The organism is Paenibacillus sp. B46(2026) (genome assembly GCF_056786355.1).
This window is the reverse complement of sequence record NZ_CM165907.1, coordinates 4,712,795-4,739,676: the sequence shown is the minus strand read 5'-3', so window position 1 is coordinate 4,739,676 and position 26,882 is coordinate 4,712,795. Positions and strand designations below refer to the sequence as shown.

Below are 26,882 nucleotides of genomic sequence, written 5' to 3'. Positions count from 1 at the left end.
ATAGATGTAATATGGAACTCGGATAAGGCAGGGCTAGGCTGGGTAAACACCGGATGCCCCTGTCTTTGCTTTTGTTAGCAGGATTGGAAAATGAAATTGAAAGTGCGGTGCCTGACATGTCTTACCGGAAATTTGCCTATGTGTATGATGAATTAATGGAAGATATGCCTTATCCGGACTGGATAAGGTTTGCAAGAACAGCATGGGAAAACTATGGAATGCCCAAAAGTGTCGCTGAACTTGGCTGTGGAACGGGCTCGATTACGATCCCGCTCGTGAACTCCGGTTTTGAAGTTACAGGCATTGACCTCTCAGCAGATATGCTGTCGGTTGCGCGCAGTAAGATGGAGGCCACGCCTCAGGGTCATCGCTTGTACCGCGAAGGCAGTGTACGTTGGGTGCAGCAGGATATGCGGGACTGGCGAGTTCCGGAACCTGTGGATTCAGTGATATCTTTCTGTGATTGCGTCAACTATCTGCTTGAACAAGAAGATGTCGTTCGTACATTCCAGCGCACATATGAGATGCTGAAACCAGGTGGAACGTTCCTGTTTGATGTGCATCATCCCAATACCCTTATTCGTTATGATGAAGAGCAGCCTTTTGTACTGGATGAACGCTCCGTATCTTATATTTGGACTTGTGATCTGGACCAGGATCGCTGTGAGATTGAGCATCATCTCAGTATTTTTTCGCGTGTGGATGATGGTAGCAAGGATATGTACCAGCGGTTTGAAGAAGTTCATGTCCAGCGTGCATATAATCCGGACTGGATGAAGCTGGAGTTATCCAAGGCAGGTTTTAGAGACGTGAAGGTATATGCGGATTTTGAATGGAAAGAGGCCGGAGACAGCGCACAGCGCTTGTTCTACGTGGCTGTGAAGTAAGAGCGAATAATGAGAACTGTCCTTATGTGTATAAGGGCAGTTTTTTGTTTGATTTTCCATGGAGAATGAATAAAAAGCTTCTGCAATCCGGCAAGGAACTGCTAGGAAAGACTCACGAACGTGACAAAAAGTATTGCCAGTTAAAGTAAAGGAGGCGATAATAGTCGGATGGAAAGCGTTTTCTAAGGGAATTACTGAATAGTCAAGGTGAGGTGTAGAAGTGGAAAGTACATATAAAACAAGACTCACGTCAGAACAGCTGAATACCATAATTAAACAACATTTCTCTGCAAATATACAGGACTATAAGGAGATGGTGGATGGCTGGGCCAATCATGCATATCTCATTACCCTAAGTGATGCACAGCGGGTGGTACTCAAAATTGCTCCGTCGGCTTCGACAAATCTGATGCGCTGTGAGCAGGACCTCATGATTGCCGAGGTTGAGGCATTACGCCTCGTTACGGAACTACAGGATGTTCCCGTACCCCAAGTGCTGGCTTATGATGATTCGTTAAACATTGCTCCAGCGCGTTATTTTATCATGGAGTATATGTCTGGAACACCCTACAATCAGGTCAAGGATCAATACGCGGCGGAAGAACAGGAAGTTATTGAACAACAGCTGGGTCGTTACAATCGTCGGATTAATGAGATCAAAGGCGAGAAGTTCGGATATTTTTCGGGGCGAAAACAGCGTTATTCCACTTGGAAAGAAGCATTTATCCATCTGATGGATGATATTCTTACCGACGGGGAAGAAGCCGGAATTACATTTTCGATCGATTACCCTGAATTAAGACGCTTGATTGAAGAAAAATCGAATGTACTGGACGATGTTAAAGAACCTGTACTTGTCAGTTGGGATCTGTGGGATGGCAATGTTCTAGTAGACGCAGGTCGCATCACAGCAATTATTGATTTTGAACGTACTCTGTGGGCAGACCCTTTGATGGAGCATTACTTTAGTCATTTTAACTATACTCCCGGATTCGTGAAAGGATATGGGCATGCGATTACGACTGAAAGTGAGCTGAAAAGAAGAAGTCTCTATGACTTGTACTTTGATCTGGTGCTGCGCATTGAGTGCGCTTATCGCCAATATGATAATCAGGAACATGTGAATTGGACCATTCATAATCTGGAGGAAGGCATTGAGCGTTTTCGTTTATCCTGAACAGCAACCAGCGTTATGAACGGTACGAACCATAGACTTCAAGATGGCGATTATAACGTGTAATATTGACTTTGGGCTTGCTTTTTTATATAATGTTCCCGATATTGTATACATATTTCGATGATAAGGATCAGTAGTAATTCCTGTACATAACAGAGAGCCGGCGGTTGGTGCAAGCCGGTTGACAGTAATTTGCGAACTCGCCTTGGAGAAATGCGGTGATTACACCATCCTGTTAACCAGCTTGTATAAAGTTTGGGTTACGGGAATGGAAATCCGCATCGGTTAACCGCCGTTACAGGTCCAAAGGGAGTGGATGACGAAGCACGTTCGTCCGCTAACTAGGGTGGTACCACGGGAATTCAACCTCTCGTCCCTAGCGCTGCAAACGCTACGGGATGCTGAGGTTTTTTTGTTGCAATTAAAGCTAAAGTCGAATAACCTGAAGGAGGAACAATAGATGAGTGAGAATAACCAGCCGAAACACGGCTATCAGCCACAAGTCATGGAAAAAAGTTGGCAGCAATACTGGGATGCAAATAAAACGTTTAAAACGGGTGAGGACCCTGCTAAACCTAAATTTTATGCACTGGATATGTTCCCTTATCCATCCGGTTCAGGTCTGCACGTAGGCCACCCGGAAGGATATACGGCAACGGATATCGTTTCCCGTTACAAACGTATGCGCGGTTACAATGTATTGCACCCAATGGGTTGGGATGCTTTCGGTCTGCCTGCTGAGCAGCATGCACTGGATACAGGTGAACATCCACGGCATATTACATTCCGCAATATTGACAATTTCCGTCGCCAGATCAAATCGCTTGGTTTCTCCTATGACTGGGATCGCGAGATCAGCACAACGGACCCTGAGTACTATAAATGGACACAATGGATCTTTATCCAGTTGTACAATAAGGGCCTCGCTTATGTGGATGAAGTTGCAGTTAACTGGTGCGAAGCACTTGGAACGGTACTGGCTAATGAAGAGGTTATTGATGGTAAGAGTGAACGTGGAGGACATCCGGTTGTACGTAAACCGATGCGTCAGTGGGTCCTGAGAATTACCGAGTATGCAGAGCGTCTGTTGGAAGACCTGGAAGAGCTGGATTGGTCTGAAAGCATCAAAGATATGCAGCGTAACTGGATCGGTAAATCGACAGGTGCAGAAGTTGTATTTGCCATTGAAGGTCGCGAGGAAGTCATTAAGGTGTTCACTACCCGTGCGGACACATTGTTCGGTGCGAGCTTTGCAGTACTTGCTCCGGAACATGAATTGGTAGAAGCAATTACAACCGATGACCAACGTGAAGCTATCCAGGCTTATCAGGAGCAGGCTTCTCGTAAGAGTGATCTGGAACGTACGGATTTGGCCAAAGACAAAACAGGTGTATTCACTGGCGCTTATGCAATCAATCCCGTTAATGGTGCGAAACTGCCGATCTGGATTGCTGATTACGTTCTTGCAGGTTACGGTACAGGTGCGGTTATGGCTGTTCCGGGTCATGATGCACGTGACTGGGAATTTGCGAAGCAGTTCGGTCTGGATATCATCGAGGTTATTCAAGGTGGAGACGTTACACAAGAGGCTTATTCCGGTGATGGCGCGCATGTGAATTCCGATTTCCTGAACGGACTCAACAATGAAGAAGCGGTTGCCAAAATGATTGCTTGGTTGGAAGAGAACGATAAAGGGCAAGGGAAAGTAACCTATCGTCTGCGTGATTGGCTGTTCAGTCGTCAGCGTTACTGGGGGGAGCCAATCCCGATTCTGCATCTGGAAGACGGAACGATGAAGACCGTACCGGAAGATCAACTTCCACTGCTGCTGCCTGATATCGACCAGATCAAACCTTCGGGTACTGGAGAATCACCACTGGCGAATGTAACGGAGTGGGTGAATACGGTAGATCCGGAAACGGGAATGAAGGCACGTCGCGAGACCAACACCATGCCACAATGGGCGGGTAGCTGCTGGTATTACCTGCGCTTTATCGATCCGCACAATGACAAGGAACTGATCTCCAAGGAGAAACAGCAGCAGTGGCTGCCAGTTGATCTGTACATTGGCGGAGCAGAGCACGCGGTGCTTCACTTGCTGTACGCTCGTTTCTGGCACAAAGTGCTGTATGATCTGGGTGTTGTGGAGACCAAAGAGCCTTTCCATAAACTGGTGAACCAAGGTATGATCCTGGGTACGAATAATGAGAAAATGAGTAAATCCCGTGGTAATGTCATTAACCCGGATGAAATCGTCAATGAATTCGGTGCAGATACATTGCGTCTGTACGAGATGTTCATGGGACCATTGGAAGCGACAAAACCGTGGAATGCTAACGGGGTTGAAGGCATGTACCGCTTCCTGTCACGTGTATGGCGTCTCTTCATTAACGAAGATACAGGAGCCATCAATGACAAGATTACGGTGGACGGTGGAACGGATGAGTTCAAGCGGACAGCTCACAAAACGATCAAAAAAGTGACGGAAGATCTGGAACACCTGCGCTTCAACACATCCATCAGCCAGCTGATGATCTTCATCAACGATGCATACAAAGCCGATACGCTGCCTCGTGAAGCGATGGAGAACTTTGTCCAACTGTTGTCACCACTGGCACCGCATATGGCAGAGGAACTGTGGAGCCGTCTGGGTCATGAAGGCGGAATCTCTTACGTGGCTTGGCCTGAATATGATGAGTCCATGACAGTGGATGCGGAAGTAGAAATCGTTGTTCAGGTAAACGGTAAAATCGTAACTCGTGCTACGATCGCGAAGGATCTGGATGCACAGGGTATGCAGGACTTCACGATGGAGCTGGCACCTGTTAAGCAGGCGCTGGAAGGCAAGACCATTCGCAAGGTCATTGCCGTTCCAGGCAAACTCGTTAATATTGTTGCCGGTTAATCTCACCGGCTCGGAATAGTTCATCCAGCTTTAACAAATCTTCATCATACTTGTCATGTGTTGTGTGGATCAGGCTGTCGAAAACGCCGTCGAGACTAACCTTCAGCAGTGCAAGTGCCTGAGCGGTTATACCGCCAGGTACAGCGACACGAGCTTGAAGTTCTTGCGGCGTGTATCCTCCTTCGGTGAGCAGCTTGCCTGTTCCCAGGAGCATTTCGCCAGCCAGAGCGCAGGCATCTGCCCTTTTAATGCCTGTCAGCTTCACTGCACTTTCGATCCACTGTTCCAAAAAGAACGATATGAATGCAGGTCCGCAGCTGGAGAAGTCGGATGTGATTCGTGTACAGGCTTCATCCACTTGGTACGGCCTGCCTATATGACTAAGCAGACTTTCCAACACAGCGCGGTCTTCGCTGGTCATTCGTTCGCCGTGTATGCACAGGGACGCGCCGCTGCCAACCTGGTGTGTGACGCTGGGAATAACCTTGGAGACTTTGCAAGGAAGTGAAGATTCCAGATGGCGCAGCTGCACGGGACTGGTGATCGAGACAATTATATGATTGGGATTCACGACAGGCAGGATGTCGTCAATAACATGTTTGAATTCAAGCGGCTTCACGCACAGGAAGGTGATATTGCTTCGGATCACCGTTTCCCGATTGTTCTGGGATTCATGCAGACCGGGGTAACGGAGGGATAACTGACGTACTTTGGACGGGGTTCGATTGCTGGCGGCGATCTGCCGGGGCTCGAGTGCACCCGATTGGATCAGGGCATAGATCAGCAGGCTGCCCATGCTGCCGGTTCCGATAAATCCAACCTTCATTGTTTCAGGCCTCCTTTCATGCTTTACGGTACTGGCGCAGTTCATTCCCTCTATTCTATGCGTGAGGACCTGTTCCACATGACATGAAAAATGCACAACTTGTTTCATCAGGGAAGTTCAACGGTTCGGAAGCACCGCCCGTGTTCGAAATGAATGATTTTGAATCCAGGGAGAGGTGTGGAAGAATGAGATGGAACAAAGGGATGACCATTGCTGCTGCGGTGGTTGGAAGTATACTTATATTATGGTCGGGCAAAAGTGAACAACCACCTGGTGGCTGGGAACCCTTGCAGCTCGGCACCGAGAAGCCGACGATAGAGCAGGAACTCCCTGCTGTACAGTCGGCTACTTCGGTTCAGGGCAATACAGGAGCATCTTCGGGAACGGATGCAAGTGGGATGCAGACTGGGAATGATGCAAAGGCAGATAAGTCTAAAGAGCTTTCGAGCGTTGCAGTTGAAGGTGATTCAGTAGTTCAAACTCCAAATCAGACGAATGATAATGCATCGGATACCTTTACTTCGACTAAACTGATTGAACAAAGTACGAATTCGAATCCTTCAGTTACCTCCGAGACGGCTTCAAACAGTAATCCATCTGTCGTTCGTGAGGAACCTGGCGACAATGGCAAGATTGATGTGAATACGGCACCTGTCTCCAAGCTTACGGAGCTTCCCGGAATTGGGGAAAAGAAAGCTCAGGCCATCGTGGACTATCGAAATACACATGGTCCTTTTGCGAAAGTGAGTGATCTGACAAAGGTCAAAGGAATCGGCATGAAGATGCTGGAGAAGATGGCACCGCATGTGCAGATCCGGTAATATTAGAATAAAAATTGTGTTGAGCGGGAGGAAAGCAGCATGAGTACAGTAGAGGTACGCAAGGACTGGGACACGTATTTTATGGACATTGCATATATGGTCTCCACCCGTTCCCGCTGTTCGCGTCGTCATGTGGGTGCCGTGCTAGTTCAGGGAAAGAAACTGCTGGGAACAGCCTATAATGGTGCACCCACGGGCGTCCCGGACTGTTCTGAGGCAGGTTGCATGATATCGGAAGAGTATGAGTTGGTCGTGACCGATGGACAAGAAGAAATGGTCAAAAAGCAACGCTGCATTCGCACCATCCATGCGGAGCAAAACTTGCTTTTATTCACAGATCGAATTGACCGCGAAGGCTCATCTGTCTATGTGACCGACGAACCTTGCTGGACATGTGCCAATATGCTGGCGAATAGCGGGATTACAGAAATCGTCTTTCATCGCTCTTATCCTAAAGATACAGGCAAGGTTACGAATATGATGCAACAGAAGGGAATAACGTTCCGCAGGTTGGAGAATTACCAGCCCCCGCGGGAAACGATGATGACAGTAAGCAACTAATATGAATATGTTCTAATATGCGAGGGAGAACCTCCGGCAAGCCTGAATCGGCTTTCCGGGGGTTTTTCTGCGTTCAATGGGTGAAATGAAGGAGGGGAAGGAATGAAAGGAAGACCGTTACTAAGTTTTACGATTTGCTGGTTATGCGGGAGCGGGATGGCATGCGCATTAACCGGCTGGACGTTAATCTGGGGGTTCATTGGAGCGCTGGTATGTCTGCCACTTTTACTTCGGTTTATGGATCTGCGTGGGTGGTCTATTTTATTTTTACTCGCTGCCTTTATTGGAGGTGCTGCACATTGGGAATGGAATGATGCACGCAATCATAGCAGACTGCCCGAAGCCATCCATATTGCTGCTGATGAGCTGGACGGTTGGGCAGCCAAAATTCAGGGTGAGCTTGTGTCAGATGTACGCATTGATGGAGACCGGGCAGACTTTAAGATTCAGATGTCTTCCATATTACCAATATCGAATTCATCAACAGATACAGATCTGGCAACATCATCTACATTCAAAATAGATGAACAATTGATGGTGCAAGTCAGATTGGCGGAGGAAGAAGAACAGCAGGTAGCGGCAGGTTGGAAGAGGGGCGATTCAATCACGCTTAATGGTTCTTTTGCAACTCCTGGTGAAGCCAGGAACTTTGGCGGGTTCGATTATCGCAGCTATTTGCGAACCCAGCATATCCACTGGTTGTTCAAAGTGAAGGGAGCCAGTTCGGTAACAGCTACGCCTCCTGAGGGGTTTGGACAATTTAACGTATTACGGTGGACGGATTGGACGAGGCATACGTTGGGTTCAGCGGTCGAACGGTTATTTCCTGAGCCTCATGCAGGGTATATGAAGGGGCTGATTATCGGGATGGCGAATGATATCGACCCCGGTACCTATAGTCAATTCTCACAATTGGGTTTAACGCACATCATGGCAATCTCCGGAACACATGTTGCGGTCTATGTAGCTTCGCTACTCCTTCTTCTGTCCTGGCTAAGGCTAACCCGAGAGACGGCTCTTACGATTGTTCTGGTGCTAGTGCCCGCTTACGTGCTATTGTCCGGCGGTTCGCCTTCAGTGATTCGGGCAGGCATAATGTCCATGATTGGGTTGTATATGGCTCGTCGTGGTCTTGCCAGAGATGGCCTTCAGATGATCAGCGCAGCCGCGCTCCTGATGATATGGTGGGACCCGTACTTTTTGCTGAGCGTTAGCTTTCAGTTATCCTTTCTCGTGACCGCAGGTTTGATGATCTATATGCCTTTGGTTAACCGACTGTTCAGCAGCTGGCCGAAATCTCTTGCTGCAACAGCATCCGTTACAGTGACCGCTCAACTGATTTCTTTTCCGGTAACCATTTTATATTTCAACCAGTTTTCATTGCTCTCATTTGTGGCCAACTTTCTGCTTGTTTCTTTGATTAGTGCCATTGTATTACCTCTGGGGACGGTCGCCATGCTGTTGTCATTCATATGGGTTCCCTTGGCGAAACCCCTGGCATGGATTGCGATTCAACTGAATCAACTGACGTTTACAAGCGTGGAGTGGATGAACAGCATGTCAGGTTTTGTATTGATCTGGGCAACACCTTCCCTGCTGTGGATTGCTGCATATTATGCCGTGTTGTATGCTTTACTCTACCTGTTGCATCGTGGAAATGGTGAGCAGCGAGAAACAACGTTTATTGAGGAGGAGACGGCTCCTCTTGTCCGAAGACAACCTCCCGTTTTCATGGGGAATGTGGGCATTCGTTCTTCAATGTCTAACGTGGCACAGGATCAAGGTAAGAACCGTGTAGATGGAAAAGAAACTTCATTAACGACATTAGGAGCCAGTATTGCCTGGCCGGAGTATACAAGTGCATTCACTGCACGAGGTGCAGGCTATTATGCGCATGAACGAATGAGTAAAGTCCAGCGATGGTTGTGTGGCTTGCTCGCGATCAGCTGGATTGCCGGATTATGTTGGGCCTATCAGACTCCCCAGCCTGCTGGAACTGGCATCGTGCAGTTTTTGGATATTGGGCAAGGGGACAGTACATTGATTACAACACCGGAAGGCAAACACATTCTGGTGGATGGCGGAGGGACGATTAACTTTGGGAACACCGAACATTCGTGGAAAACAAGGCGTGACCCCTATGAAGTGGGAGCCAAGGTCGTTGTTCCTTTATTGAAAAAAAGAGGCATCCATCGACTGGATGCTGTAATTGTCACACATGCCGATCAGGATCATGCCGGAGGACTACAGGCTGTACTGGAACAGATTCCGGTTAAACGTTTCATGTTTAATGGCACAACCAGTGGTAAGGATAACTTTGATAAATTATTGGACACAGCCGTGGAACGGAAAATTCCTCTATACGCCATTCGGCAGGGCATGTCCTATAAGGCTGATAAGGAGACGAGTTTACATTTTATAGCTCCGGATCTGGCACATATGGATGTGAATGCATTAGGCAATTTGCCTGTGTCTGAACACCAGAATCAAGATTCCGTTGTCTTTTTGCTAGACATGGCTGGGGCTTCCATGTTGTTCACTGGGGATATGGATGCAGCAGCCGAGCAGGATCTGCTCTATATGATTCAGGATGGCTCACTCGCTGAAGCTTTTGAACAAAAAGGTGCAGATCTTGGAGTTACAGAGGGCGTTGTACAAAGGGTAATCACACGCCCGTTGCAGGATAATTCAAATAATGTTTCAACATCTGTCTCCATTGACGTGTTAAAGGTCGCTCATCATGGTAGTAAAACGTCGTCCACCGAAGCCTGGCTCCAATACTGGAATGCCAAAACTTCTGTGATATCTGCCGGTGTTAACAATACATATGGGCATCCCAATCCGGGAGTGATGGAACGTTTGGAGGCTACAGGATCAGGGATCTATCGAACAGATCAGATGGGTGAGGTTCAGATGAGAGTGAAAGATGGGAAGATTGATATTCGGTACAAGTTGGTCGGGGTTGAGGGATGAGTTTTTGGCTGGCCTAAAGTGCTTTCTGCAACAGCCTAATTCCCAGGGACGGTATAATTTTTGTCGTAAACTTCCGTTTATATCTTTAATTTGCGTCATTGAGCTTCCGCTTGGAAATGTGGGCCCTGAATTTATCGTTTTTCTGAATGCCTTTGACTATTATGGATTGATATCCTGTATAAGATCGAATTCAAAGTGCCCATCACCTATAGCATGATGGGCACTTCTTCTTTATGAAATTTCTTTACCGTATCTAATTGAATTCCACGATCTGATTGATATCTGTTCCTTCAGTATTTTTGCCCAGTAGTCGACGGAACAAGAACTTGGCCATCTTAAACTTGTTGCCGGTATCCCAATACTCGGCAGTTTCGGCTTTGACCTTGATGAGAACGAGGTTCGGATCATCATACGTGGTTTCTAGTACGTTCTCGTAGACCGGGCTCCAAAATTCCTTTATCTTCTCAGAGCTTTCCACGAGTTCGGCTTCGCCACGGATGGAGACGAAAGATTTACCCGCATATGCGACGTTAACTTGCTGGTTGTGAAGCAGTTCATGAAATTTGCTCGTATCTTTCTTGGTCAGGAACCACAGGTTGCTGTCGAACTCGACATCCTGGGTTTTCATTGGGCGTGAAACTAGCCCTTCTTCTGATACCGTTGTGAGCATCGCAACGTCGATGTCTTTGATCAATTCCTGAATTTTCTTGATTGCTTCTTGGTGATCTGAAGTTGGATTCATCGTGTGATTCATCCTTTCGATGTGTAGTATTATCACTATTTCCCTCGCTAGGCTTCGCCAAACCTCGGGGCTTAAGTTAATCCCCCGTTTACATGGCGGTGATACCAAACGAATATTAAAGCTTTATCATTTAAGATGACAAACAAGGGAATGAGGACTAGATCATGAAGAATTATCCCATCATCGCCTCCATTACGGTAGACGAACAAATTGAACAAGCCATAGCAAGCGATGTGAAGAGAGTTATTCTGATGACAGGCAACATTAGCAATCTTGGCTCAATTATAGACAGTCTGCATCAAAGCGGCAAACAGGCTTACGTGCATACCGAGATGGTATCCGGGATTGGACGAGATGTCTCCGCCATTCAATATCTTGCTGATGTGTTTAAAGTCGATGGGATCGTGACGACGAAGAGCAATGCGGTTTCTGCGGCAAAGCAAGCAGGCATATTAAGCATTCAGCGCATATTTGCCATTGATTCAGCTGCAATTGAGACTGCGGTTCGGATGATTAAGAGCTACAAGCCTGATGAGGTTGAACTGATGCCGGGACTTATGCCTCGAGTTATCCAAGAACTGAAAGAACGCATCACGCAGCCGTTGATTGTTGGAGGACTTATCCGGCATGAGGAAGAAATTAAGGAAGCATTAAAGAGCGGGGCAGATTTTGTTTCGATAGGCCATGAGAAATTCTGGACTTAATTTCATACATTTATCCTTGGGTGGAGACGACGAGAAAACCCGGTGGTAAGTAAATCAATATAACCTTGATATTGAAGGAGGGTGATTTGCTGCTGGGTTTTTTGTGTTGTCCATAAAATACAACGGGAGGTAACTTTAGCATGACCATTCAAGCAGTTGCTCATCGCGGCTATCCAAAGAAATATCCTGAAAATACAATGTCTTCCTTTTTAAAAGCGGTGGGGCTTGGGTTCACACATCTTGAACTGGATGTACATCTCAGCAAGGATGGAATCCCGGTTGTCATTCATGATCATACGCTTGACCGCATGACAAATGGGACGGGCAGGGTAGCTGATTATACAGCTTCGGAGCTGCAATCTTTCAAAATGAAGCAAGATGAGCATATTCCAACCCTTGAAGAGGTGCTGCGTGCTTTAAAGGGTAAGATTGGGCTTAACATTGAGCTTAAGCAGATGGGTAACTATTACCCTCAGCTGGAGGAAAAGGTACTTGAAGTTATCAAAGAATTCAACCTGCTGAATCAGGTAGTCATTACGTCGTTTGATTTTGATGCCTTGGAGAAGATCAGGCAATTATCTAGCGATGTACGCATCGGTCTCATCACTTTTGGGTGTTCGAAGGCTATTCTTGACTGGTCGTTAGAGATGGGGGCGACATTCTTGTCCATGCACTATGCCTTCGTGACCAAAGATTACATTCATCGATGTCAAGAGCTAGGAATTCAACTGATGGCTTGGACAATAAATGAGACTTCCATGATGGAGAAATTTCTGGAATATCCGTCCGTATGGGTCTGTACAGATGAGCTGGAATGCTTCAGGGATGTATTGGAGCTGTCCGGCTCATTGTGAGCGGGCAAGGAGTACGGTCATGGAGGATGTATATGCTTACGATGCTTATTGCTTCGATTTAGACGGGACGATTTATATTGGCCAGAAGCGGCTTCCTGGCGTAAATAGATTCATAAGTAGCTTGCGGTCACGAGGCAAGCGTCTATTGTTCCTTACGAATACTCCCGTTCATACCAGGGAGGATTGCTACAGGCGGCTGCTGAGTTTGGGTGTTTCGTGCCAGCTTGATGAAATTCTGTCCGCAGGCTACGTGTCGGGAATGTATTTTGCAGAGCATGCGCCGGACGCCAAGGTGCTTGTTGTAGGGGAGGATGCTTTACGGAGAGAGCTTCGAGCAGTCGGGATAGCCATAACCGAGGATCCGTACCGATCAACGCATGTGTTAGTTGGCATGGATCGGCAGTTTCATTACGATAAGCTTCATCTAGCGGCAAAAGCAGTTCGTCATGGGGCGGTTCTGCTCGCAACGAATCCGGACAACTGCTGTCCCGTGCAAGGAGATATCATTCCGGACACCGGAGCCATTCTAAGCTCGATCGAGGCAGCTAGCCAGCAGAAAGCATCGGTCGTGATTGGCAAGCCTTCCCGCTATTATGCAGAGAAGGCGCTCCAGCTTTTGGATGTGGATAGCAGCAGATGCCTCATGATAGGTGATCGGCTGGAAACGGATATTTTATTTGGACAGCAGAATGGAATGAAGACTGCGCTCGTGCTTACGGGTATCTCCTCAAGAGAGGATATCGGAAAGACCGGTATCGTTCCGGATTATATATGGCCTTCCTTCAACGAATGCATCATGGAGCAGCAGGTCCATTTAAAGCCTTCAGATGTGTTGCAGGTGGAGAGAGCTTGAGCAGCAAGGTGTCCAAAATAAAGATGGAGGTGGCGTTTAATGCGTCTGGCGTTACTAGGTGATTTTCACTATTCAAGTATGAGCCACGGGACCGAGGAAATGAAGGCTGCGAGAGTCCGGGCATACGAGCATATGCTCGAGGCTTTTCTGAAGGAAGAGGCGGACTTCCATATCTCTATTGGCGATTTAACGCATGAAGGGACGGCTCAGGAACTTCGATCGATTTACTCCATTCTTGCAAGAAGTGAACGGAACTTCATTCATGTGCTGGGCAATCACGATACGTATTCGATACCAAAGCATGAAATTTCCACGCTAACAGGTCAGGATCGCTATCGAACGATTGACACGCCTCATGCCAAGCTGGTTTTTCTGGATACTACCCAGGAAATGAACCGTGAAGATTGGGGAGGAGAACTGGACGGAGAGCAACTGGCATGGCTCAAAGACCAGCTTGCCGATTCGCATAAGAAGCAAGTACTCCTCTTCGGGCATCATCCGGTATTCGATACAACTGCGCGTTCGACGCTCGATAAGCTGTATGTTCGTCCGCAGGATGAACTAAGGGACGTATTCAATAGTCGGCCAGAAGGAGGCTTCTATTTTTGCGGGCATAATCACATCAACTCCATCGTTAAGCAAGGAAAATGGCATTACGTACAGACCGCAGCTTGTCTGGATGTACCCGCCTACCGCGTTATTGAAGTTCATGAGGGAAAAGTAGCGATAACTCACCGACTTATACAGGGTGCCGGTCTAATCGACGATATTCAGAGCTTTTGTAGTGATATGCCGGGCTTTGGACCTGTCGCTGATGCATTGGGAGAAGAAAGCGACCTTATCTTATCCATTCAATTAGCATCGGCCGCTCAGTAATGTAAAGAGAAGGAGGGAATGTCATGGCACAAATTGTGTTGAAGCAGATTGAAAAAAGCTTCAAGCAGGATAAAGTCATCGAGGGTCTCGATCTGACCATTGAGGATGGTTCCTTTACCGTATTGGTAGGCCCGTCCGGCTGTGGAAAATCGACGACACTCCGCATGATCGCAGGACTTGATAAGGAGTCGGGCGGTGAAATTTGGATCGGAGACCATTGTGTCAATGGAGTAGAACCGGGCAAGCGTAATGTGGCCATGGTATTTCAAAACTATGCTTTGTATCCAATGATGACGGTCAAGGAGAACATCGAATTCGGATTAGTGAATCGCAAGGTGCCTCGGCCCGAGCGAGAGCGCCTCGTTAAAGAGATCACTGAGGTCGTCGGCCTAGCCGAGTATTTGCACAAGAAGCCGCAGGCTCTGTCCGGGGGCCAGCGTCAGCGGGTTGCCTTGGCTCGGGCCATGGTGAAGAAACCCGCGGTCTTCCTGATGGACGAACCATTGTCCAATCTGGATGCCAAGCTTCGCCATCAGATGCGAACGGAGCTAATCCAGCTTCACAAACGGCTGGGAGCAACCTTTGTTTTTGTAACTCATGATCAGGTTGAGGCCATGTCGATGGGAGATCGTATCGTCATCATGAATAAAGGGCGTATTCAACAAGCAGATCGTCCAATGAAAATCTACGATGATCCGGATAATGTTTTTACAGCCCAGTTTATCGGTACACCGCCGATGAATGTAATTGATCGTGAACGTATCCTTCCTTATTTGAATGGGCAGCTTCATGCCGACATTGGGCAGATTGGCTTTCGACCAGAGAAAGCAACGATGACACTTGAGAACAGACCGCAGACGGGGCATGTTCAATTCACGGCCCAGATCATGACACGCGAGACTCTTGGCGCAGAAATTATCTATCAACTGGATTCGGCGTTTGGACTTGTTGCCGTGAAGAGCTTTTTGAAGCCTTTGGAGTCAGCCTCCGAGGTAAACATCACGGTCTCTATGCAGGATCTGTACTATTTTGATCGGAACGGAGTCCGTGCTCGTCAGCATGAGCGGTCTGAAGCTAGAGAGCTCATTGTCCTGGGAGGGAAATATTCATGACCGTTTGGTCCAGATTCCGTCCTTATGTGATGGTGGCTCCTTCCATCGTGGTGTTCTCCATTTTTTTCATTTATCCGATCTTCTATATGATCTTCCTAAGCTTTTACAACTGGGATTTCATTAATCCGGTCAAGGAGTTCGTGGGCTTCAACAACTTTGTTGAGTTATTTAAGGATAGTGCATTTCTTCAGGTGCTGAGCAATTCCTTGAACTATACGCTTCTTTCCGTATCCTTATCCATTGTGATTTCACTACTGCTAGCCATATGGCTGAATCGGGAAGGAGCATGGTATGGGTTTGTTCAAGGTGCACTATTTAGTCCACATATTGTTTCGCTTGTATCTGTATCCTTGGTGTGGATGTGGCTGATGGATCCCAAATTCGGTTTGCTTAACGGTTTGCTGGATATGGTTGGCTTGCCCAAGCTGGAATGGCTGAGTAGTCCCGACAGTTCATTATTGTCGCTAGTACTTGTTTCGGTCTGGAAAGGCGTGGGCTACAACGCTCTGATCTTCATCGCTGGTCTCCAAAGCATCCCGAAGGATGTGTATGAAGCCACAGCTTTGGACGAGGCCAATTGGTGGCGGAAGTTCTACAAAATTACGCTGCCCATGCTTTCGCCGACGCTATTTTTCTTAATTATCATTAATCTGATCAGTTCATTCCAGGTGTTTGAGACCATTGCCATTATGACCAACGGGGGGCCGATCAATTCAACCAACACGCTCGTCTTTTACATCTACGAGTACGGATTCCGCTACTTCAAGATCGGTTACGCTTCTGCAGCGGGAGTTATACTGCTCGTTGTCGTTGGTTTGCTTACGCTAATCTACTTCAAGTTGCTGAGCCGCAAGGTTCACTACCAATAGAAAGGAGAAGGGAAATATCATGGCAAGAAAGTCATTGCTGCGTATTCTGAATATTATTGCCACGATCGTACTGGTTGCGATTTTTGCTATCCCTTTTCTATGGATGATTTCAACATCATTGAAGTCTTACCCGGAGACAGTGATCTTTCCTCCCAAATGGATTCCCTCCAAGGTGATGTGGAGCAACTTCCAAGCGGCGTGGGAATCGGGGCCTTTTTTGAGATATTTAATGAACAGCGTTGTCGTATCGGTCAGTATACTCCTTCTTCAATTCACAACCATTATATTGGCTGCCTACGCGTTTGCAAGGTACTCCTTCAAAGGAGACAAGCTGTTATTCGGGGTAACGATGGTGACCTTGATGATTCCTGGTCAGCTTATTTTCCTACCTGTGTATTTGTTGCTCAGCAAGTGGGGACTCATTAACAATTTGCTGGCACTCATTCTGCCCTTCGCTTCCAGCGCCTTTGGCATATTCATGCTCAGGCAGTCATTCAAGCAAGTACAGGAAGAGCTTATTGAAGCGGCACGGCTTGACCAAACACCGGAATGGAAGATCATTCTCAAAATTATGGTACCCATGGCACGGCCAACACTGGTGACCTTTGCATTGTTCAGCTTCATTGCACACTGGAATGATTACTTCTGGCCGCTTGTAATGACGACCTCCGATGCAGCAAGAACGCTTCCGATTGGGATCTCCAAGCTGCGCGAGGTTGACGGAGGAGCCGCCTGGCACATTTTGATGGCTGGAAACATGATTTTGGTCGTTCCGATTCTGATTGTTTTCTTATTTGGACAACGGCAAATTATTAAAGCATTTGTCTATTCGGGTGTGAAGTAATCTAATTCATAGGAGGGTTTATCCATGAAAAAATTTGGGTCAATTTTGTTAGCAGCAACGCTTGCACTTGCAGTAACTGGTTGTGGTGATTCCAATTCCGCGGGTTCAACCGATAATGCTGCTGCTTCAAGTAGTTCGAATGGCACGGCCAATAAACCGATAGAGATTACATATTGGTACTCATGGGGGGACAAGATCGCCGAGAACAATGAAAACTTGGTTAAAATGTTTAATGAATCCCAGGATGAAGTCATTGTGAAGGCGGAATACCAGGGATCGTATGCAGATCAGCACTCTAAGGCACAGGCAGCTTTTGCAGCAGGCAATGCCCCGGAAGTTTGGCAAAATGAAATTGCTTCAGTTGGTGTGTTTGCTGAATCTGGTATGACTCAGGAATTGACTTCATTTGTTGAGAAAGATCAACTTGATATGAAGGATTTCATTCCAGGACTAATGGGAAATTCCTACGTGAATGACAAGCTGTATGCACTTCCTTATTTACGCAGTACACCAATCCTGTATTTGAACCGTACGATGCTAGAAGAAGCGGGTCTTGATCCTGCTGGACCGAAAAATTGGACGGAATTTGAAGATTATGCACGCAAGCTAACGGTTAAGGATCAGCGTTACGGTATCTCGATGCCTGTTGATATTTGGTTCTATGAGGCTTTTGTTAGGCAGAGCGGAGGAACGATGATTAGCGAGGATGGGAAAAGTGCAGCATTCAATAATGAAACCGGAATTGAACCGGTGAAGTTGTGGCTGAAGATGAAGGATGAAGGCATCATGAGCATCGGTACGACTGATGATGCAGGTACGCAAGCCAAGACGGATTTCCACAATCAGCGTTCAGCCATGATATTTGCTTCCACTGCAGATTTGACCAATAATATGAAGGTTGCAGAAGAGCAGGGTTTTGAACTTGGGACGACATTTATGCCTGCGAATGATACGTATGGGGTGCCAACAGGCGGTGCCAACCTGGTGATGACTTCCGGACTGTCTCCAGAAAAGCAGGAGGCGGCGTGGAAGTTCATTAAATGGATGACCGCCAAAGAGCAAACGATTTATGCAAGCTCCTTCACGGGATATTTGCCTAGCCGAATCAGTGCAGTGGAAAGCGATGATATGAAGAAGCTTTATGAGGAAAAGCCGCTCTTCAAGGTGGCGGTAGATCAACTGGAATATGCAGGTCCACGACCAATGCAGAAGGTGTATCCAGAGATTGGTGAGATGATCAAGGATGAGATTCTTCGCGCGGTTGTTGATTCGTCCGTTTCGGCAGAGGCAGCTGTAGCTGAAGCGGCGAAGAAGGCGGATGCCTTGCTGAATAAGTAAAATGATAAGACTAGAAGCTAGGCGGTATAATTTCCGCTTAGCTTTTTTTTGTTGTATGAGTCCATGGAAAGTCGCTAATTAATTTTCACTTACCCTGTCAAGTAGCCCGTACCTCGGTCTAAAAGGTTCCACCTAAAGACCGCTGAATCGGGGAAGAGATTGAACAGGTATTACGAGAATTCATGATCTGACCAGAGGTGTGCTGAATTGATTCAGAGTGAAAGGTGGTGTCCTGATATTCATAGCACGCCCGTAACTTGCTTTCAGGAATGAATTTTGCTACTAGTAATTTGTCCATTGCAATTCTACTGGAAATACATATACTATTCAGATCCTTGATCATTTGAACAACAAAGGAGGGCTAAGTGCGTGTCTAAGGAAAAAAAACTCATTATAGAAATACTCTTTAATAACTGGGGGGGGACATCGGACCGACTCACCAAGCAATGGATAGAATACAGAATAGATTTATTCATGAAATATACACTTAAGAGCCTGCTCCTTCAATCCTCTCAGGATTTTACCTGCTACTTGCTATATGATCCGAAGTCTGAGAACCTCGTACAAGGGACACTAAAAAACTACCCTCCCCTGCCTTCCAATATCCGTTTTGTTACACCTATAGATTACAAAGCTCATGTAATCCAAGATATTGAAGATTTCAAGTATTTGTACCGCGTCTATCTGTCCAGTGACGATATGTACCACAAAGATTTTATAAAACAACTCCACGTCTATGAACCTCAAAAGGGCACGATTGCCTTGATACCTCAATACGGTTACATCTACGATTCAGTACAAAAGCGACTGGGGAAATTTTTTTTCTGGCTTCCCAGCTACGGTGTAACACTTATCCATGTGGAAGAGTATTTACAAGGACAAGCGGCCGGTTATACCTGGCGCGATGCATTTAAGGTACCCAGGGAATTTATTCATATTAAAGAACCCATCTGGATCAATCATATTCATGGACAGAATACAGGAACAACTTTTGACGATGTACTGACTTGGAAAATAGCCAATGTTCATGATGCTTGTACGTTGGAGCCTTGGAATAACAGTAAGCAACCTAGAGCTGTTTTTGGTCCTGAAATCACAAAGCCGAATGAGATCGAACGGATATTGAACAACTTTTTCTGAATATACGCTTGTTTTCTGGAACAGGGGGGAAATGAGGATCAAACAAAAAAAGCCCGCTTTCCGTTACACTCCACGAGGGATAATATCGGAAAACGGGCCATTTTTTTCAAATTGTAGAAGAAATATAAGAACTACTCCACGCCATCCTTAAAGTGTTTGTTCCAGTATTTGTCGCCCTTGTGCAACAGATCTTCTACCGTTTTCTCCAGAGTCATCAACAATTGTGCTCTGACGTCAAGTACGGTTTCTCTGTACAAGCGTTCTTCCGATCCAACGATTTTATCGCCGTATAATGCCTGTGCAGCTACGTACTTCCGATGTTCCTCGACCAGGGTATCAATGGAGTCCAATGCATGTTCCACAAAATGTGAAATACTTTGGTATTCTTTGGGCATTTGTTCTTTTAATGCTTGAATTTTCGCAAGAGCTGGCATGCTCATCACCTCGTGTTTATGAATGTAAATTTACAATACACCATTTTCATGAAAATTACATTAAAAACAGCTTAAATTTGGACAAATTTCGACTTTTTTATTTTAGGGGCCAAAAAAGTGGTTTCTATAATGTATGCTATAGCATTTGAATTGAGTCGTGTAAGTAATGGGATCCCTTTTGTACTCGTTTGGTGACTCATTATGCGATTTCTGTTATTCTAAGAGAAGATTTCAGCGGCCCTAATACATACGCCGTTATTTTGTTATGGCAAATTAAAAAAATACTTAACTTTGCAACAATTTTATTGATGATCACGTCTGTAAGGTTGCAGGGAGAGGGGGATCCTTTGTGGTAGAGCCGGAACTCATCAGAGCCGCTCAATCGGGCGATCGCGACGCTCTAATTACCCTATTGCGGGAGATTGAACAACATGTCTATCGGACCGCATATTACATTCTAAATAATGAACAGGACGCTTTGGATGCTGCTCAGGAAGCGTTGATCCGAATTTACACCAAAATCAACTCATACGAAGAAAAGGCCCAATTCAAAACATGGGTACAACGCATCGTTACGAACATCTGTATTGATAAATTCAGAAGAACCAAGCCGTCTGTCTCCATTGACGAACATGACATGGTTTTTCAGGATAATCAGGATGTCGAATATGAGGTCATGTCCACATATGTGGCACAGGACATTCAGGATGCGATCAACAAGCTTCCCGAGCATCATCGTACCGTTATTGTTCTAAGATATTTGCAGGACTTATCCTACAACGAAATTGCGGATTGTCTCGATCTTCCGTTAAATACGGTGAAATCTTATCTATTTAGAGCCAGACAGCAATTACAGAATCTACTACAGGAATATCAGAAAGGTGGTGTGACAGGATGAAATGCGAAGAGGTGGTGGAATGGATGCACCGCTATCTGGATCATGATCTGGGCGAGGCGGAAACCGCGCAGATGCTACAGCATGTGGCAAAGTGTCCGGAGTGCGCCGAGAATTTTAGTGTACTCAGAGCTCTTTCCAGAGAACTGGAAGAATTACCGCAAGTAAGCCCGAAATTTAGTCTGGTTGATGCGATTATGCCACAGCTTGATGCCATTGACGAAGCGCGGAAGGAACAAAGTAGCACCATACAGGAAATGAATCCTGTCCCCGCTGCATTTGAGAATTTACAACGTTCAAGTGAGCGGAAAACGAAGCAAAAATGGCTTAACTCGATGGCAGGACGTATGTCCATGGGTGCAGCGGCTGCGGCAGTTATATTGGGATTCGCCATCTGGGGAAATCCGCCTGAGCAGATTGAGAATGCCGATTCCATGCTGATGAGCTCTGGAGCTTCTCAAGAGAGCGGCAATGTGGATGAGAATCCATTAAGCAAGAATATTGAAAATTATGATCCTGCCACTTCGTCCCAACCAAGCAGCAACGATGTGTTTGTGGATGAATCGAATGCTTCCTCAACCGAAGGAAATAGCCTGGGATCAGAAACAACGCCTGAAGAGAATGGTGAAGATAAGGTACAGGAGCCTGAAGTTCAGGTAGATCAAACACCTAAACAACCGGCTACCGAGCCAACGCCTGCTCCGAGCAAAGGAACGCAAGATAATTCGTCCAATTCTCCTTCGACGGATAGTCAGAAGGACCTGACGCCGAATCCGGCTACCGAGCCGAAAAGTCAGGATTCGGAAAGTGCTCCTACTTCTTCATCAGATGGAAATGAGAATCGGACAATGGAACCGGATAGCGAAGATGAGAAAATCTTCACTTCTCAGGATACAGCACCTAATATGACTGAAGATGCTCCGGTAGAAGGCGATGCAGCTACTGATTCCGGTACAGGTGCAGACTCCTCTGGAGGAAACAAAGGATTCGCAGGACCAGATCAGGGGATCACCTCAACGGCACCACCAAAAGAATGGAAATCACCTGACGGCTCTTATGTAGTTATGCTTATTGGTGATCAAATCAGCATATACTCCAAACCTGTGAGCGAACCGGATGTTCTGAATCTGGTTGAACAACGCAGCATAGAGGGAACACTGAAGTCAGCGAGTTGGTCGAAGGATGGTACCCTATTTAATTACGAAACGGACAAGGACGGAACAACAGCCAAGAACTCGTTTAATGTACCTGCTGTTTCAGGTGGAGCTCCTGCGAAATAATTAAAAATGGGGAGTGCGCTCCTCTAAACGAAAGAACATTTTCAGTATGACAAGCATATAGTGGAAGTAACAAAACGTCCTATCTCAGTTCAAACAACTGACGTCGTATGACCGCGCACCGGCTTTTTCTAGAACTGCTGGTGTCTGCGTTTATATAGATGTAGGACAGGGGACCTTCATCCATAACTGGATGTAAGGTCCCTTTGTTGTCTTGCGCTTTTTCTGGTAGGATAAGAGGGATAAGGAGGCGCCGTGAATGGATGTAAAAAGTGCAACAAAGGCAATACGTAATGGAGAAACGGCACCGATCTATGTGCTGTACGGAACGGAGAAGTACCAGATACAGCAATTTACGGATATGTTAAAAGAACAGGTTATTGAAGAAGAACATCGTGATTTTGCGATTATTCCGTATGATTTGTCTGAAACGGCTGTGGAGGTCGTTATTGAAGAAGCGGAGACCGTACCTTTTCTGGTTCCTCGCAAATTAATAATTGTAAGGGACGCGAGCCTGTTCACCGCAGGTAAAGAATCCAAGATTGAACATCAGGTTGATCGTCTGCTTACATATATGGAAAATCCGGCAGATTACAGTACGATTGTTTTCCTGGCCCAAGGGGATAAGCTGGATGAGCGTAAGAAACTGGTGAAGGCTGTCAAGAAACAGGCAGTAGTTCTTGCTTTTGCTCCACTCAGTGGAGATGAGCTGTTGAATTGGATAGTGAAACTGGCGAAGCAGCGTGATGTCTCTTTTGAAGCTGGAGCGGCGGACACACTGGTTAGCTACGCGGGGACAGGGCTTCAGACCTTATCTGCTGAAGTAGACAAACTATGTTTGTTCGCGGGTAATGGGGGAACAATCCGTCGTGCTGATATCGAATCGCTGGTTGCGCGTAGTACGGAGCAGAATGTATTTTCGCTGGTGGAAGAACTCGCCAATTTGCGACTGGAGAAAGCATTGGCTCTTTTCTATGAGTTATTGAAGCAACGCGAAGAACCGATCAAGATTGCGGCTTTAATTGCACGCCAGTTTCGGATCATGATTCAGGTGAAAGAGTTGGGGCAACAAAGTTACTCCCAACAGCAGATTGCCAGTCAGCTTGGTCTTCATCCATATGCCGTTAAGATTGCGGGAGAACAAGCTCGAAAATTTCAAGCGGATCGTCTGAGAATGATCCTGAGTCACCTCAGCGAACTGGATTACCAGATGAAAACAGGAGCGGTGGATAAAGTACTTGGTCTGGAGCTGTTCTTATTAAGACTTGGTGCGTGAATGAATACGTAAACGTAATAGAATACTAGTATGAATAACAAACAAAGCGACCTTTACTCCATGATGGTTAGATCATCGGATAAAGGTCGCTTTGTCTGTGTCTTATACTTATCGAATCAGATACTAAAAAATCCTGAAAGCCTATGCTGTTCAGGATTTTTCCATTGGATCGTATAAGTAACGCTTCTTACGCTTGTGCGGAAAGAGCGTTCAGTTTTTTCGCCAAGCGAGACTTTTTGCGTGCTGCAGCATTTTTATGAACCAGACCTTTAGTTACAGCCTTGTCCAGCTTTTTGGAAGCAGCTTGAATCGCAGCTTTTGCAGTATCAACTTCGTTACTTACCAGAGCAGCATCAGCAGCTTTAACAGCTGTACGGAGTGCAGACTTCTGGGAAGCGTTGAGTGCGCGGCGCTTGTCGCTCGTTTTTACGCGTTTAACAGCGGATTTGATGTTTGGCATTACATTCACCTCCTGTAAGGCATTTGCATGAATACAAACGTTTCACAACTTAAAATATTCTATCACGCTAGCATGTAAAATGCAACAGATATTCCTACGATGTTCGACATGCTGTATAAAGAAACTCTTTTTCCCACACAATATGCTCAAATGCGGTAAGGGAGGCAGGGACAGAATGACACTGGATTTGCAAAACTATACAGTTCGTACCGATTTGGCGATCGATTCCAAGGAAATGGCGCAGGGTGGACAGAAACAGACGATTCCCGGACTACGGGAAGATGTAGAAAAAAAAGAGGGTATTACGATTACACGTATTGATGTACTTAATGATGAAGCAGCACAAGCCATTGGACGGGTGAAAGGTCACTATGTCACTTTGGAGGTACCTTCACTACGGAATGGTGATACGGAGTTACAGGAGCGAGTTGCTGCCGAGTTCACACGTGAAATGGAAGATTTTATGATTAAGGCCGGTGTCAACAAAACATCCAAGATCTTGATTGTGGGCCTGGGTAACTTGAATGTCACCCCGGATTCACTCGGTCCGCTTGTGGTGGAGAATCTGATGGTGACCCGTCAGTATTTTGAATTGGTGCCAGATCAGGTTGCGCCAGGGTATCGGGAAGTCAGCGCGATTGCTCCCGGCGTGTTAGGAACAACGGGCATTGAATCCAGTGACATCGTACAGGGGATTGTAGACCGGACCAAGCCGGATGCCATTATTGCGATTGATGCGCTGGCCTCCCGTTCCTTGGAGCGTGTAAATACAACGATTCAGGTAGCGGACATTGGTATCCACCCAGGTTCCGGTATTGGCAACAAACGGCGTGGCTTGACCCGTGAAATATTGGGAGTTCCCTGCATCGCCATCGGTGTACCGACCGTATGTTATGCGTCCACCATTGTGAACAATGTTATTGAGATGATGCGCTCACACTTCCGCCAGGAAACGGATCAGACAAAACAGATCATGGGCATGCTGGACGACATCGGTGAGGAAGATCGATTAAGTCTGGTGAAAGAGGTGCTGGAGCCATTGGGTCATGACCTCATTGTTACTCCAAAGGAAATCGATGAGTTTATTGAGGGAATTGCCAATGTTATCGCTACAGGACTTAACGCAGCACTCCATGATGCCGTGAATCCGGATAACGTAGCTGCTTATACACACTAAAACTTAAACTGAGCTCAGCAGAAGGTCCGAATCTATCGGACTTTCTTTTTTTGTTCATGAAATCTTTCATCTTCCTGTTCTATCAATTCTTGCAGGCTCATAGAGTTGAAGTATAAGAGTTGTCCAGCAGGGAAGGAGACAGCAGAATGAACAAGATATTGGCCTGGAATATTGGAAAGTGGAAAAAAAGATGTCTGCACGTGCTGGCCATGGGCCGTACGTTGTTGTTGCTTATGATCATATCTGCCTTGTTTTTTGTCGTACTGGGTCTCGGGGGCATGGCAGAGAAACGCTTGAATAGTTCACCCGTTTCTTCCATGAAAGGATTTGCGAGTGCTGTATCAAGCCGCTTTTTCGTCGATATGCTCGGTATGGAGATGCCCCATCTCACCCAAAAAGAACAGACCTCTGCCATATCCGGTGAGAATCTGACCTCATTTGTTTTCCAATTACTGACGAATGTAAACCCTCAAGACCCCAAGAGCCTGATTGCGAGAGAAATGCCGGGCATGGGTTCCAACCAACCTGTTCTGCTCCGTCCTGGATCTGGTAACGAAAAAGCCGAGGCTCCCGAAGATTATCAGCCCGGTCCCGGTCTTACGGATACGGCTTCTGCGGGTGGAGGGAAACCCGGTAGTGAGCTGCACGTTCCACCAGGTCAAGACAATACCGATCCACCTGATTCGAGCGAGCCTGGAGATGGAGAAGGTAAAGAAGATCCCCCAGCGAAGGATGGCGAGAAAGACCATTCAGGCTCACCGACAACAGGCAAAAAATCAATTCTTATCTATCATTCCCATCCACGGGAAGGCTACAATCCACTGCTAGGTACGAAAAGTGATAATCCATCATCAGGCAAATCAACAGGCAATGTGTTTCAAGTGGGAACCTACCTCTCAGACAGTCTGGAGAAGCTGGGAATCGGCGTAGAGCACGCCAAGGATGATTATCCGACCAAAGTAAAGGACTATAACTGGAACTATTCCTATAAATACTCCCGTCAAACGGTAAAAGCGGCACTTGCTCAAAATGACGATCTGACGTATCTCATAGACATTCATCGCGATTCACAGCGTCATGGCAAAACAACAACAACTATTAATGACTTGGGCTACGCCAAAGTGTATTTCATTATTGGACATGAAAATCCAAATTGGCGTCAAAATGAAGCCTTTGCAGCGAAAATTCATAAGAAACTGGAAGCCAAGTATCCTGGGGTATCCCGAGGTGTGTGGGGCAAAGATGGCGGAGGAGCCAACAACGGAGAGTATAACCAAACCCTTTCACCTAACAGCATTTTGATCGAGATTGGCGGTATTGACAATACAGGAGCTGAGCTACAGCGCACATCCAAGATTCTCGCTGATATGATTGCCGAGGTGTATTGGGAAGATCAGAAGGTGGACAAAGCCAGTGCAGAGACCTCGTCGCAGGGTTGATAGGAACTATATAGTAAGAAGACAAAAATAGTAGAGTGGCAGGAGGCAAAGCATATGTCCAGATTCGGTAAAAGACTGTTATCCATCGCTGTATTAATGTTGCTGGGTGTTTTGTTCGGAATGCAGCTAGCTGGCAGTAACTTTCATATGGGTAATCCATCAGGAGGCACGTCAACCGTTGTGACAACTGAGCCAACTGCATCGGTTACCGAATCTGTTCCAACTGCGCCTGTCCAAAAGGAAATCAAGGAACCGCCGTTTGTACCTGTTCAGTCACCAAGCCAAGTGCTTGGGGCAGATCAGAGTAAGGCTCCGGTTGATGTATTGGCAGACAAAACGGCTGGACTATTGCAAAATCTCTCACACAGTGGAATCAAGTGGGTGGTCTCTCTTTTTAGCGGCGTTGCTGAATAAAATACCATGATTTAAAGGTACAATATAA

Annotated in this window: 25 protein-coding genes and 1 other annotated feature; of the genes, 21 read left to right on the top strand and 4 right to left on the bottom strand. The window is 46.5% G+C overall.

Going from position 1 to position 26,882, the window contains the following annotated elements; all coding sequences use genetic code 11:
• The first annotated feature begins 116 nt into the window (after positions 1-116).
• The 3 genes from AC1S8V_RS21260 (at position 117) to leuS (ending at position 4,969) form a co-directional block, all read left to right on the top strand.
• Positions 117-887 carry a class I SAM-dependent DNA methyltransferase gene (locus AC1S8V_RS21260; protein ID WP_482070633.1) on the top strand — a complete coding sequence of 257 codons (771 nt, stop codon included), beginning with the start codon at positions 117-119 and terminating at the stop codon, positions 885-887.
• A 220-nt stretch (positions 888-1,107) separates the two neighbouring features.
• The gene (locus AC1S8V_RS21255) at positions 1,108-2,064 is read left to right on the top strand and encodes a phosphotransferase family protein (RefSeq protein ID WP_482070632.1); all 957 of its coding nucleotides are present in this window, start codon (positions 1,108-1,110) and stop codon (positions 2,062-2,064) included.
• 111 nt (positions 2,065-2,175) lie between these two features.
• Positions 2,176-2,445 (top strand) — a binding site (T-box leader).
• A gap of 79 nt (positions 2,446-2,524) precedes the next feature.
• Entirely contained in the window at positions 2,525-4,969 is a 2,445-nt protein-coding gene (gene leuS, locus AC1S8V_RS21250; protein WP_482070631.1) for a leucine--tRNA ligase, read from the top strand.
• Here leuS and comER read toward each other — a convergent pair.
• Positions 4,950-5,795: a late competence protein ComER gene (gene comER, locus AC1S8V_RS21245; RefSeq protein WP_482070630.1), complete on the bottom strand. Its 846-nt coding sequence runs from the start codon at positions 5,793-5,795 to the stop codon at positions 4,950-4,952. The genes leuS and comER overlap by 20 nt on opposite strands.
• A 185-nt stretch (positions 5,796-5,980) precedes the next feature.
• Between comER and AC1S8V_RS21240 the strand changes: the two genes are divergently transcribed.
• The 3 genes from AC1S8V_RS21240 (at position 5,981) to AC1S8V_RS21230 (ending at position 10,150) form a co-directional block, all read left to right on the top strand.
• Positions 5,981-6,616: a ComEA family DNA-binding protein gene (locus AC1S8V_RS21240; protein WP_482070629.1), complete on the top strand. Its 636-nt coding sequence runs from the start codon at positions 5,981-5,983 to the stop codon at positions 6,614-6,616.
• A 39-nt stretch (positions 6,617-6,655) separates the two neighbouring features.
• Positions 6,656-7,177 carry a deoxycytidylate deaminase gene (locus tag AC1S8V_RS21235; RefSeq protein ID WP_433745611.1) on the top strand — a complete coding sequence of 174 codons (522 nt, stop codon included), beginning with the start codon at positions 6,656-6,658 and terminating at the stop codon, positions 7,175-7,177.
• A gap of 102 nt (positions 7,178-7,279) precedes the next feature.
• The gene (locus AC1S8V_RS21230; RefSeq protein WP_482070628.1) at positions 7,280-10,150 is read left to right on the top strand and encodes a ComEC/Rec2 family competence protein; all 2,871 of its coding nucleotides are present in this window, start codon (positions 7,280-7,282) and stop codon (positions 10,148-10,150) included.
• Between the two features lie 253 nt (positions 10,151-10,403).
• Here the strand turns inward: AC1S8V_RS21230 and AC1S8V_RS21225 are convergent, their stop codons facing one another.
• On the bottom strand, positions 10,404-10,892 hold the full coding sequence (locus AC1S8V_RS21225; RefSeq protein WP_482070627.1) for a pyridoxamine 5'-phosphate oxidase family protein: 489 nt from the start codon (positions 10,890-10,892) through the stop codon (positions 10,404-10,406).
• 164 nt (positions 10,893-11,056) lie between these two features.
• Between AC1S8V_RS21225 and AC1S8V_RS21220 the strand changes: the two genes are divergently transcribed.
• From AC1S8V_RS21220 to AC1S8V_RS21180, 9 genes are all read left to right on the top strand, one after another.
• Entirely contained in the window at positions 11,057-11,596 is a 540-nt protein-coding gene (locus AC1S8V_RS21220) for a glycerol-3-phosphate responsive antiterminator (protein ID WP_482070626.1), read from the top strand.
• A 140-nt stretch (positions 11,597-11,736) separates the two neighbouring features.
• A complete protein-coding gene (locus tag AC1S8V_RS21215) occupies positions 11,737-12,450 on the top strand; it encodes a glycerophosphodiester phosphodiesterase (RefSeq protein ID WP_482070625.1) in 714 nt (237 codons plus the stop codon).
• The gene (locus AC1S8V_RS21210; RefSeq protein ID WP_482070624.1) at positions 12,401-13,303 is read left to right on the top strand and encodes an HAD-IIA family hydrolase; all 903 of its coding nucleotides are present in this window, start codon (positions 12,401-12,403) and stop codon (positions 13,301-13,303) included. Before AC1S8V_RS21215 ends, AC1S8V_RS21210 begins: the two co-directional genes overlap by 50 nt.
• 39 nt (positions 13,304-13,342) lie before the next feature.
• Positions 13,343-14,179, top strand: coding sequence for a metallophosphoesterase family protein (locus AC1S8V_RS21205; RefSeq protein ID WP_482070623.1), 837 nt, complete (start codon positions 13,343-13,345; stop codon positions 14,177-14,179).
• Positions 14,180-14,202: 23 nt separating this feature from the next.
• A complete protein-coding gene (locus tag AC1S8V_RS21200; protein WP_482070622.1) occupies positions 14,203-15,291 on the top strand; it encodes an ABC transporter ATP-binding protein in 1,089 nt (362 codons plus the stop codon).
• Positions 15,288-16,160, top strand: coding sequence for a carbohydrate ABC transporter permease (locus AC1S8V_RS21195; protein ID WP_482070621.1), 873 nt, complete (start codon positions 15,288-15,290; stop codon positions 16,158-16,160). The genes AC1S8V_RS21200 and AC1S8V_RS21195 overlap by 4 nt, the downstream gene beginning before the upstream one ends.
• A gap of 19 nt (positions 16,161-16,179) precedes the next feature.
• Positions 16,180-17,004, top strand: coding sequence for a carbohydrate ABC transporter permease (locus AC1S8V_RS21190; RefSeq protein WP_482070620.1), 825 nt, complete (start codon positions 16,180-16,182; stop codon positions 17,002-17,004).
• A gap of 24 nt (positions 17,005-17,028) precedes the next feature.
• Positions 17,029-18,342 carry an ABC transporter substrate-binding protein gene (locus AC1S8V_RS21185; protein WP_482070619.1) on the top strand — a complete coding sequence of 438 codons (1,314 nt, stop codon included), beginning with the start codon at positions 17,029-17,031 and terminating at the stop codon, positions 18,340-18,342.
• Positions 18,343-18,711: 369 nt separating this feature from the next.
• Positions 18,712-19,482 carry a glycosyltransferase gene (locus AC1S8V_RS21180; protein ID WP_482070618.1) on the top strand — a complete coding sequence of 257 codons (771 nt, stop codon included), beginning with the start codon at positions 18,712-18,714 and terminating at the stop codon, positions 19,480-19,482.
• Between the two features lie 131 nt (positions 19,483-19,613).
• Here the strand turns inward: AC1S8V_RS21180 and AC1S8V_RS21175 are convergent, their stop codons facing one another.
• A complete protein-coding gene (locus tag AC1S8V_RS21175) occupies positions 19,614-19,916 on the bottom strand; it encodes a hypothetical protein (protein ID WP_482070617.1) in 303 nt (100 codons plus the stop codon).
• Positions 19,917-20,265: 349 nt separating this feature from the next.
• Here AC1S8V_RS21175 and AC1S8V_RS21170 point away from each other — a divergent pair, with 349 nt between their 5' ends.
• The 3 genes from AC1S8V_RS21170 (at position 20,266) to holA (ending at position 23,364) form a co-directional block, all read left to right on the top strand.
• Complete coding sequence (locus AC1S8V_RS21170; RefSeq protein ID WP_017687205.1) at positions 20,266-20,814, top strand: RNA polymerase sigma factor; 549 nt, start codon at positions 20,266-20,268, stop codon at positions 20,812-20,814.
• The gene (locus AC1S8V_RS21165; protein WP_482070616.1) at positions 20,811-22,091 is read left to right on the top strand and encodes an anti-sigma factor family protein; all 1,281 of its coding nucleotides are present in this window, start codon (positions 20,811-20,813) and stop codon (positions 22,089-22,091) included. Before AC1S8V_RS21170 ends, AC1S8V_RS21165 begins: the two co-directional genes overlap by 4 nt.
• A gap of 256 nt (positions 22,092-22,347) precedes the next feature.
• A complete protein-coding gene (holA, locus tag AC1S8V_RS21160) occupies positions 22,348-23,364 on the top strand; it encodes a DNA polymerase III subunit delta (RefSeq protein ID WP_482070615.1) in 1,017 nt (338 codons plus the stop codon).
• 187 nt (positions 23,365-23,551) lie between these two features.
• Here the strand turns inward: holA and rpsT are convergent, their stop codons facing one another.
• The gene (gene rpsT / locus AC1S8V_RS21155; RefSeq protein ID WP_024628504.1) at positions 23,552-23,824 is read right to left on the bottom strand and encodes a 30S ribosomal protein S20; all 273 of its coding nucleotides are present in this window, start codon (positions 23,822-23,824) and stop codon (positions 23,552-23,554) included.
• Between the two features lie 175 nt (positions 23,825-23,999).
• On the opposite strand from rpsT, the gene gpr reads away from it, so the two are divergent.
• From gpr to AC1S8V_RS21140, 3 genes are all read left to right on the top strand, one after another.
• On the top strand, positions 24,000-25,001 hold the full coding sequence (gene gpr / locus AC1S8V_RS21150; protein ID WP_482070614.1) for a GPR endopeptidase: 1,002 nt from the start codon (positions 24,000-24,002) through the stop codon (positions 24,999-25,001).
• 146 nt (positions 25,002-25,147) lie between these two features.
• Positions 25,148-26,440, top strand: coding sequence for a stage II sporulation protein P (locus AC1S8V_RS21145; protein WP_482070613.1), 1,293 nt, complete (start codon positions 25,148-25,150; stop codon positions 26,438-26,440).
• 54 nt (positions 26,441-26,494) lie between these two features.
• Complete coding sequence (locus AC1S8V_RS21140; RefSeq protein WP_482070612.1) at positions 26,495-26,854, top strand: hypothetical protein; 360 nt, start codon at positions 26,495-26,497, stop codon at positions 26,852-26,854.
• Positions 26,855-26,882 lie beyond the last annotated feature (28 nt).

Coding starts and splice junctions, on each gene's coding strand:
- AC1S8V_RS21240 (WP_482070629.1), top strand. CDS start 5,981: ATGAGATGGAACAAAGGGATGACCATTGCTGCTGCGGTGGTTGGAAGT.
- AC1S8V_RS21200 (WP_482070622.1), top strand. CDS start 14,203: ATGGCACAAATTGTGTTGAAGCAGATTGAAAAAAGCTTCAAGCAGGAT.
- AC1S8V_RS21225 (WP_482070627.1), bottom strand. CDS start 10,892: ATGAATCCAACTTCAGATCACCAAGAAGCAATCAAGAAAATTCAGGAA.
- AC1S8V_RS21210 (WP_482070624.1), top strand. CDS start 12,401: ATGAGCTGGAATGCTTCAGGGATGTATTGGAGCTGTCCGGCTCATTGT.
- AC1S8V_RS21140 (WP_482070612.1), top strand. CDS start 26,495: ATGTCCAGATTCGGTAAAAGACTGTTATCCATCGCTGTATTAATGTTG.
- AC1S8V_RS21235 (WP_433745611.1), top strand. CDS start 6,656: ATGAGTACAGTAGAGGTACGCAAGGACTGGGACACGTATTTTATGGAC.
- leuS (WP_482070631.1), top strand. CDS start 2,525: ATGAGTGAGAATAACCAGCCGAAACACGGCTATCAGCCACAAGTCATG.
- AC1S8V_RS21195 (WP_482070621.1), top strand. CDS start 15,288: ATGACCGTTTGGTCCAGATTCCGTCCTTATGTGATGGTGGCTCCTTCC.
- AC1S8V_RS21190 (WP_482070620.1), top strand. CDS start 16,180: ATGGCAAGAAAGTCATTGCTGCGTATTCTGAATATTATTGCCACGATC.
- AC1S8V_RS21165 (WP_482070616.1), top strand. CDS start 20,811: ATGAAATGCGAAGAGGTGGTGGAATGGATGCACCGCTATCTGGATCAT.
- rpsT (WP_024628504.1), bottom strand. CDS start 23,824: ATGCCAAACATCAAATCCGCTGTTAAACGCGTAAAAACGAGCGACAAG.
- AC1S8V_RS21185 (WP_482070619.1), top strand. CDS start 17,029: ATGAAAAAATTTGGGTCAATTTTGTTAGCAGCAACGCTTGCACTTGCA.
- gpr (WP_482070614.1), top strand. CDS start 24,000: ATGACACTGGATTTGCAAAACTATACAGTTCGTACCGATTTGGCGATC.
- AC1S8V_RS21175 (WP_482070617.1), bottom strand. CDS start 19,916: ATGCCAGCTCTTGCGAAAATTCAAGCATTAAAAGAACAAATGCCCAAA.
- comER (WP_482070630.1), bottom strand. CDS start 5,795: ATGAAGGTTGGATTTATCGGAACCGGCAGCATGGGCAGCCTGCTGATC.
- AC1S8V_RS21220 (WP_482070626.1), top strand. CDS start 11,057: ATGAAGAATTATCCCATCATCGCCTCCATTACGGTAGACGAACAAATT.
- AC1S8V_RS21215 (WP_482070625.1), top strand. CDS start 11,737: ATGACCATTCAAGCAGTTGCTCATCGCGGCTATCCAAAGAAATATCCT.
- holA (WP_482070615.1), top strand. CDS start 22,348: ATGGATGTAAAAAGTGCAACAAAGGCAATACGTAATGGAGAAACGGCA.
- AC1S8V_RS21205 (WP_482070623.1), top strand. CDS start 13,343: ATGCGTCTGGCGTTACTAGGTGATTTTCACTATTCAAGTATGAGCCAC.
- AC1S8V_RS21260 (WP_482070633.1), top strand. CDS start 117: ATGTCTTACCGGAAATTTGCCTATGTGTATGATGAATTAATGGAAGAT.
- AC1S8V_RS21230 (WP_482070628.1), top strand. CDS start 7,280: ATGAAAGGAAGACCGTTACTAAGTTTTACGATTTGCTGGTTATGCGGG.
- AC1S8V_RS21145 (WP_482070613.1), top strand. CDS start 25,148: ATGAACAAGATATTGGCCTGGAATATTGGAAAGTGGAAAAAAAGATGT.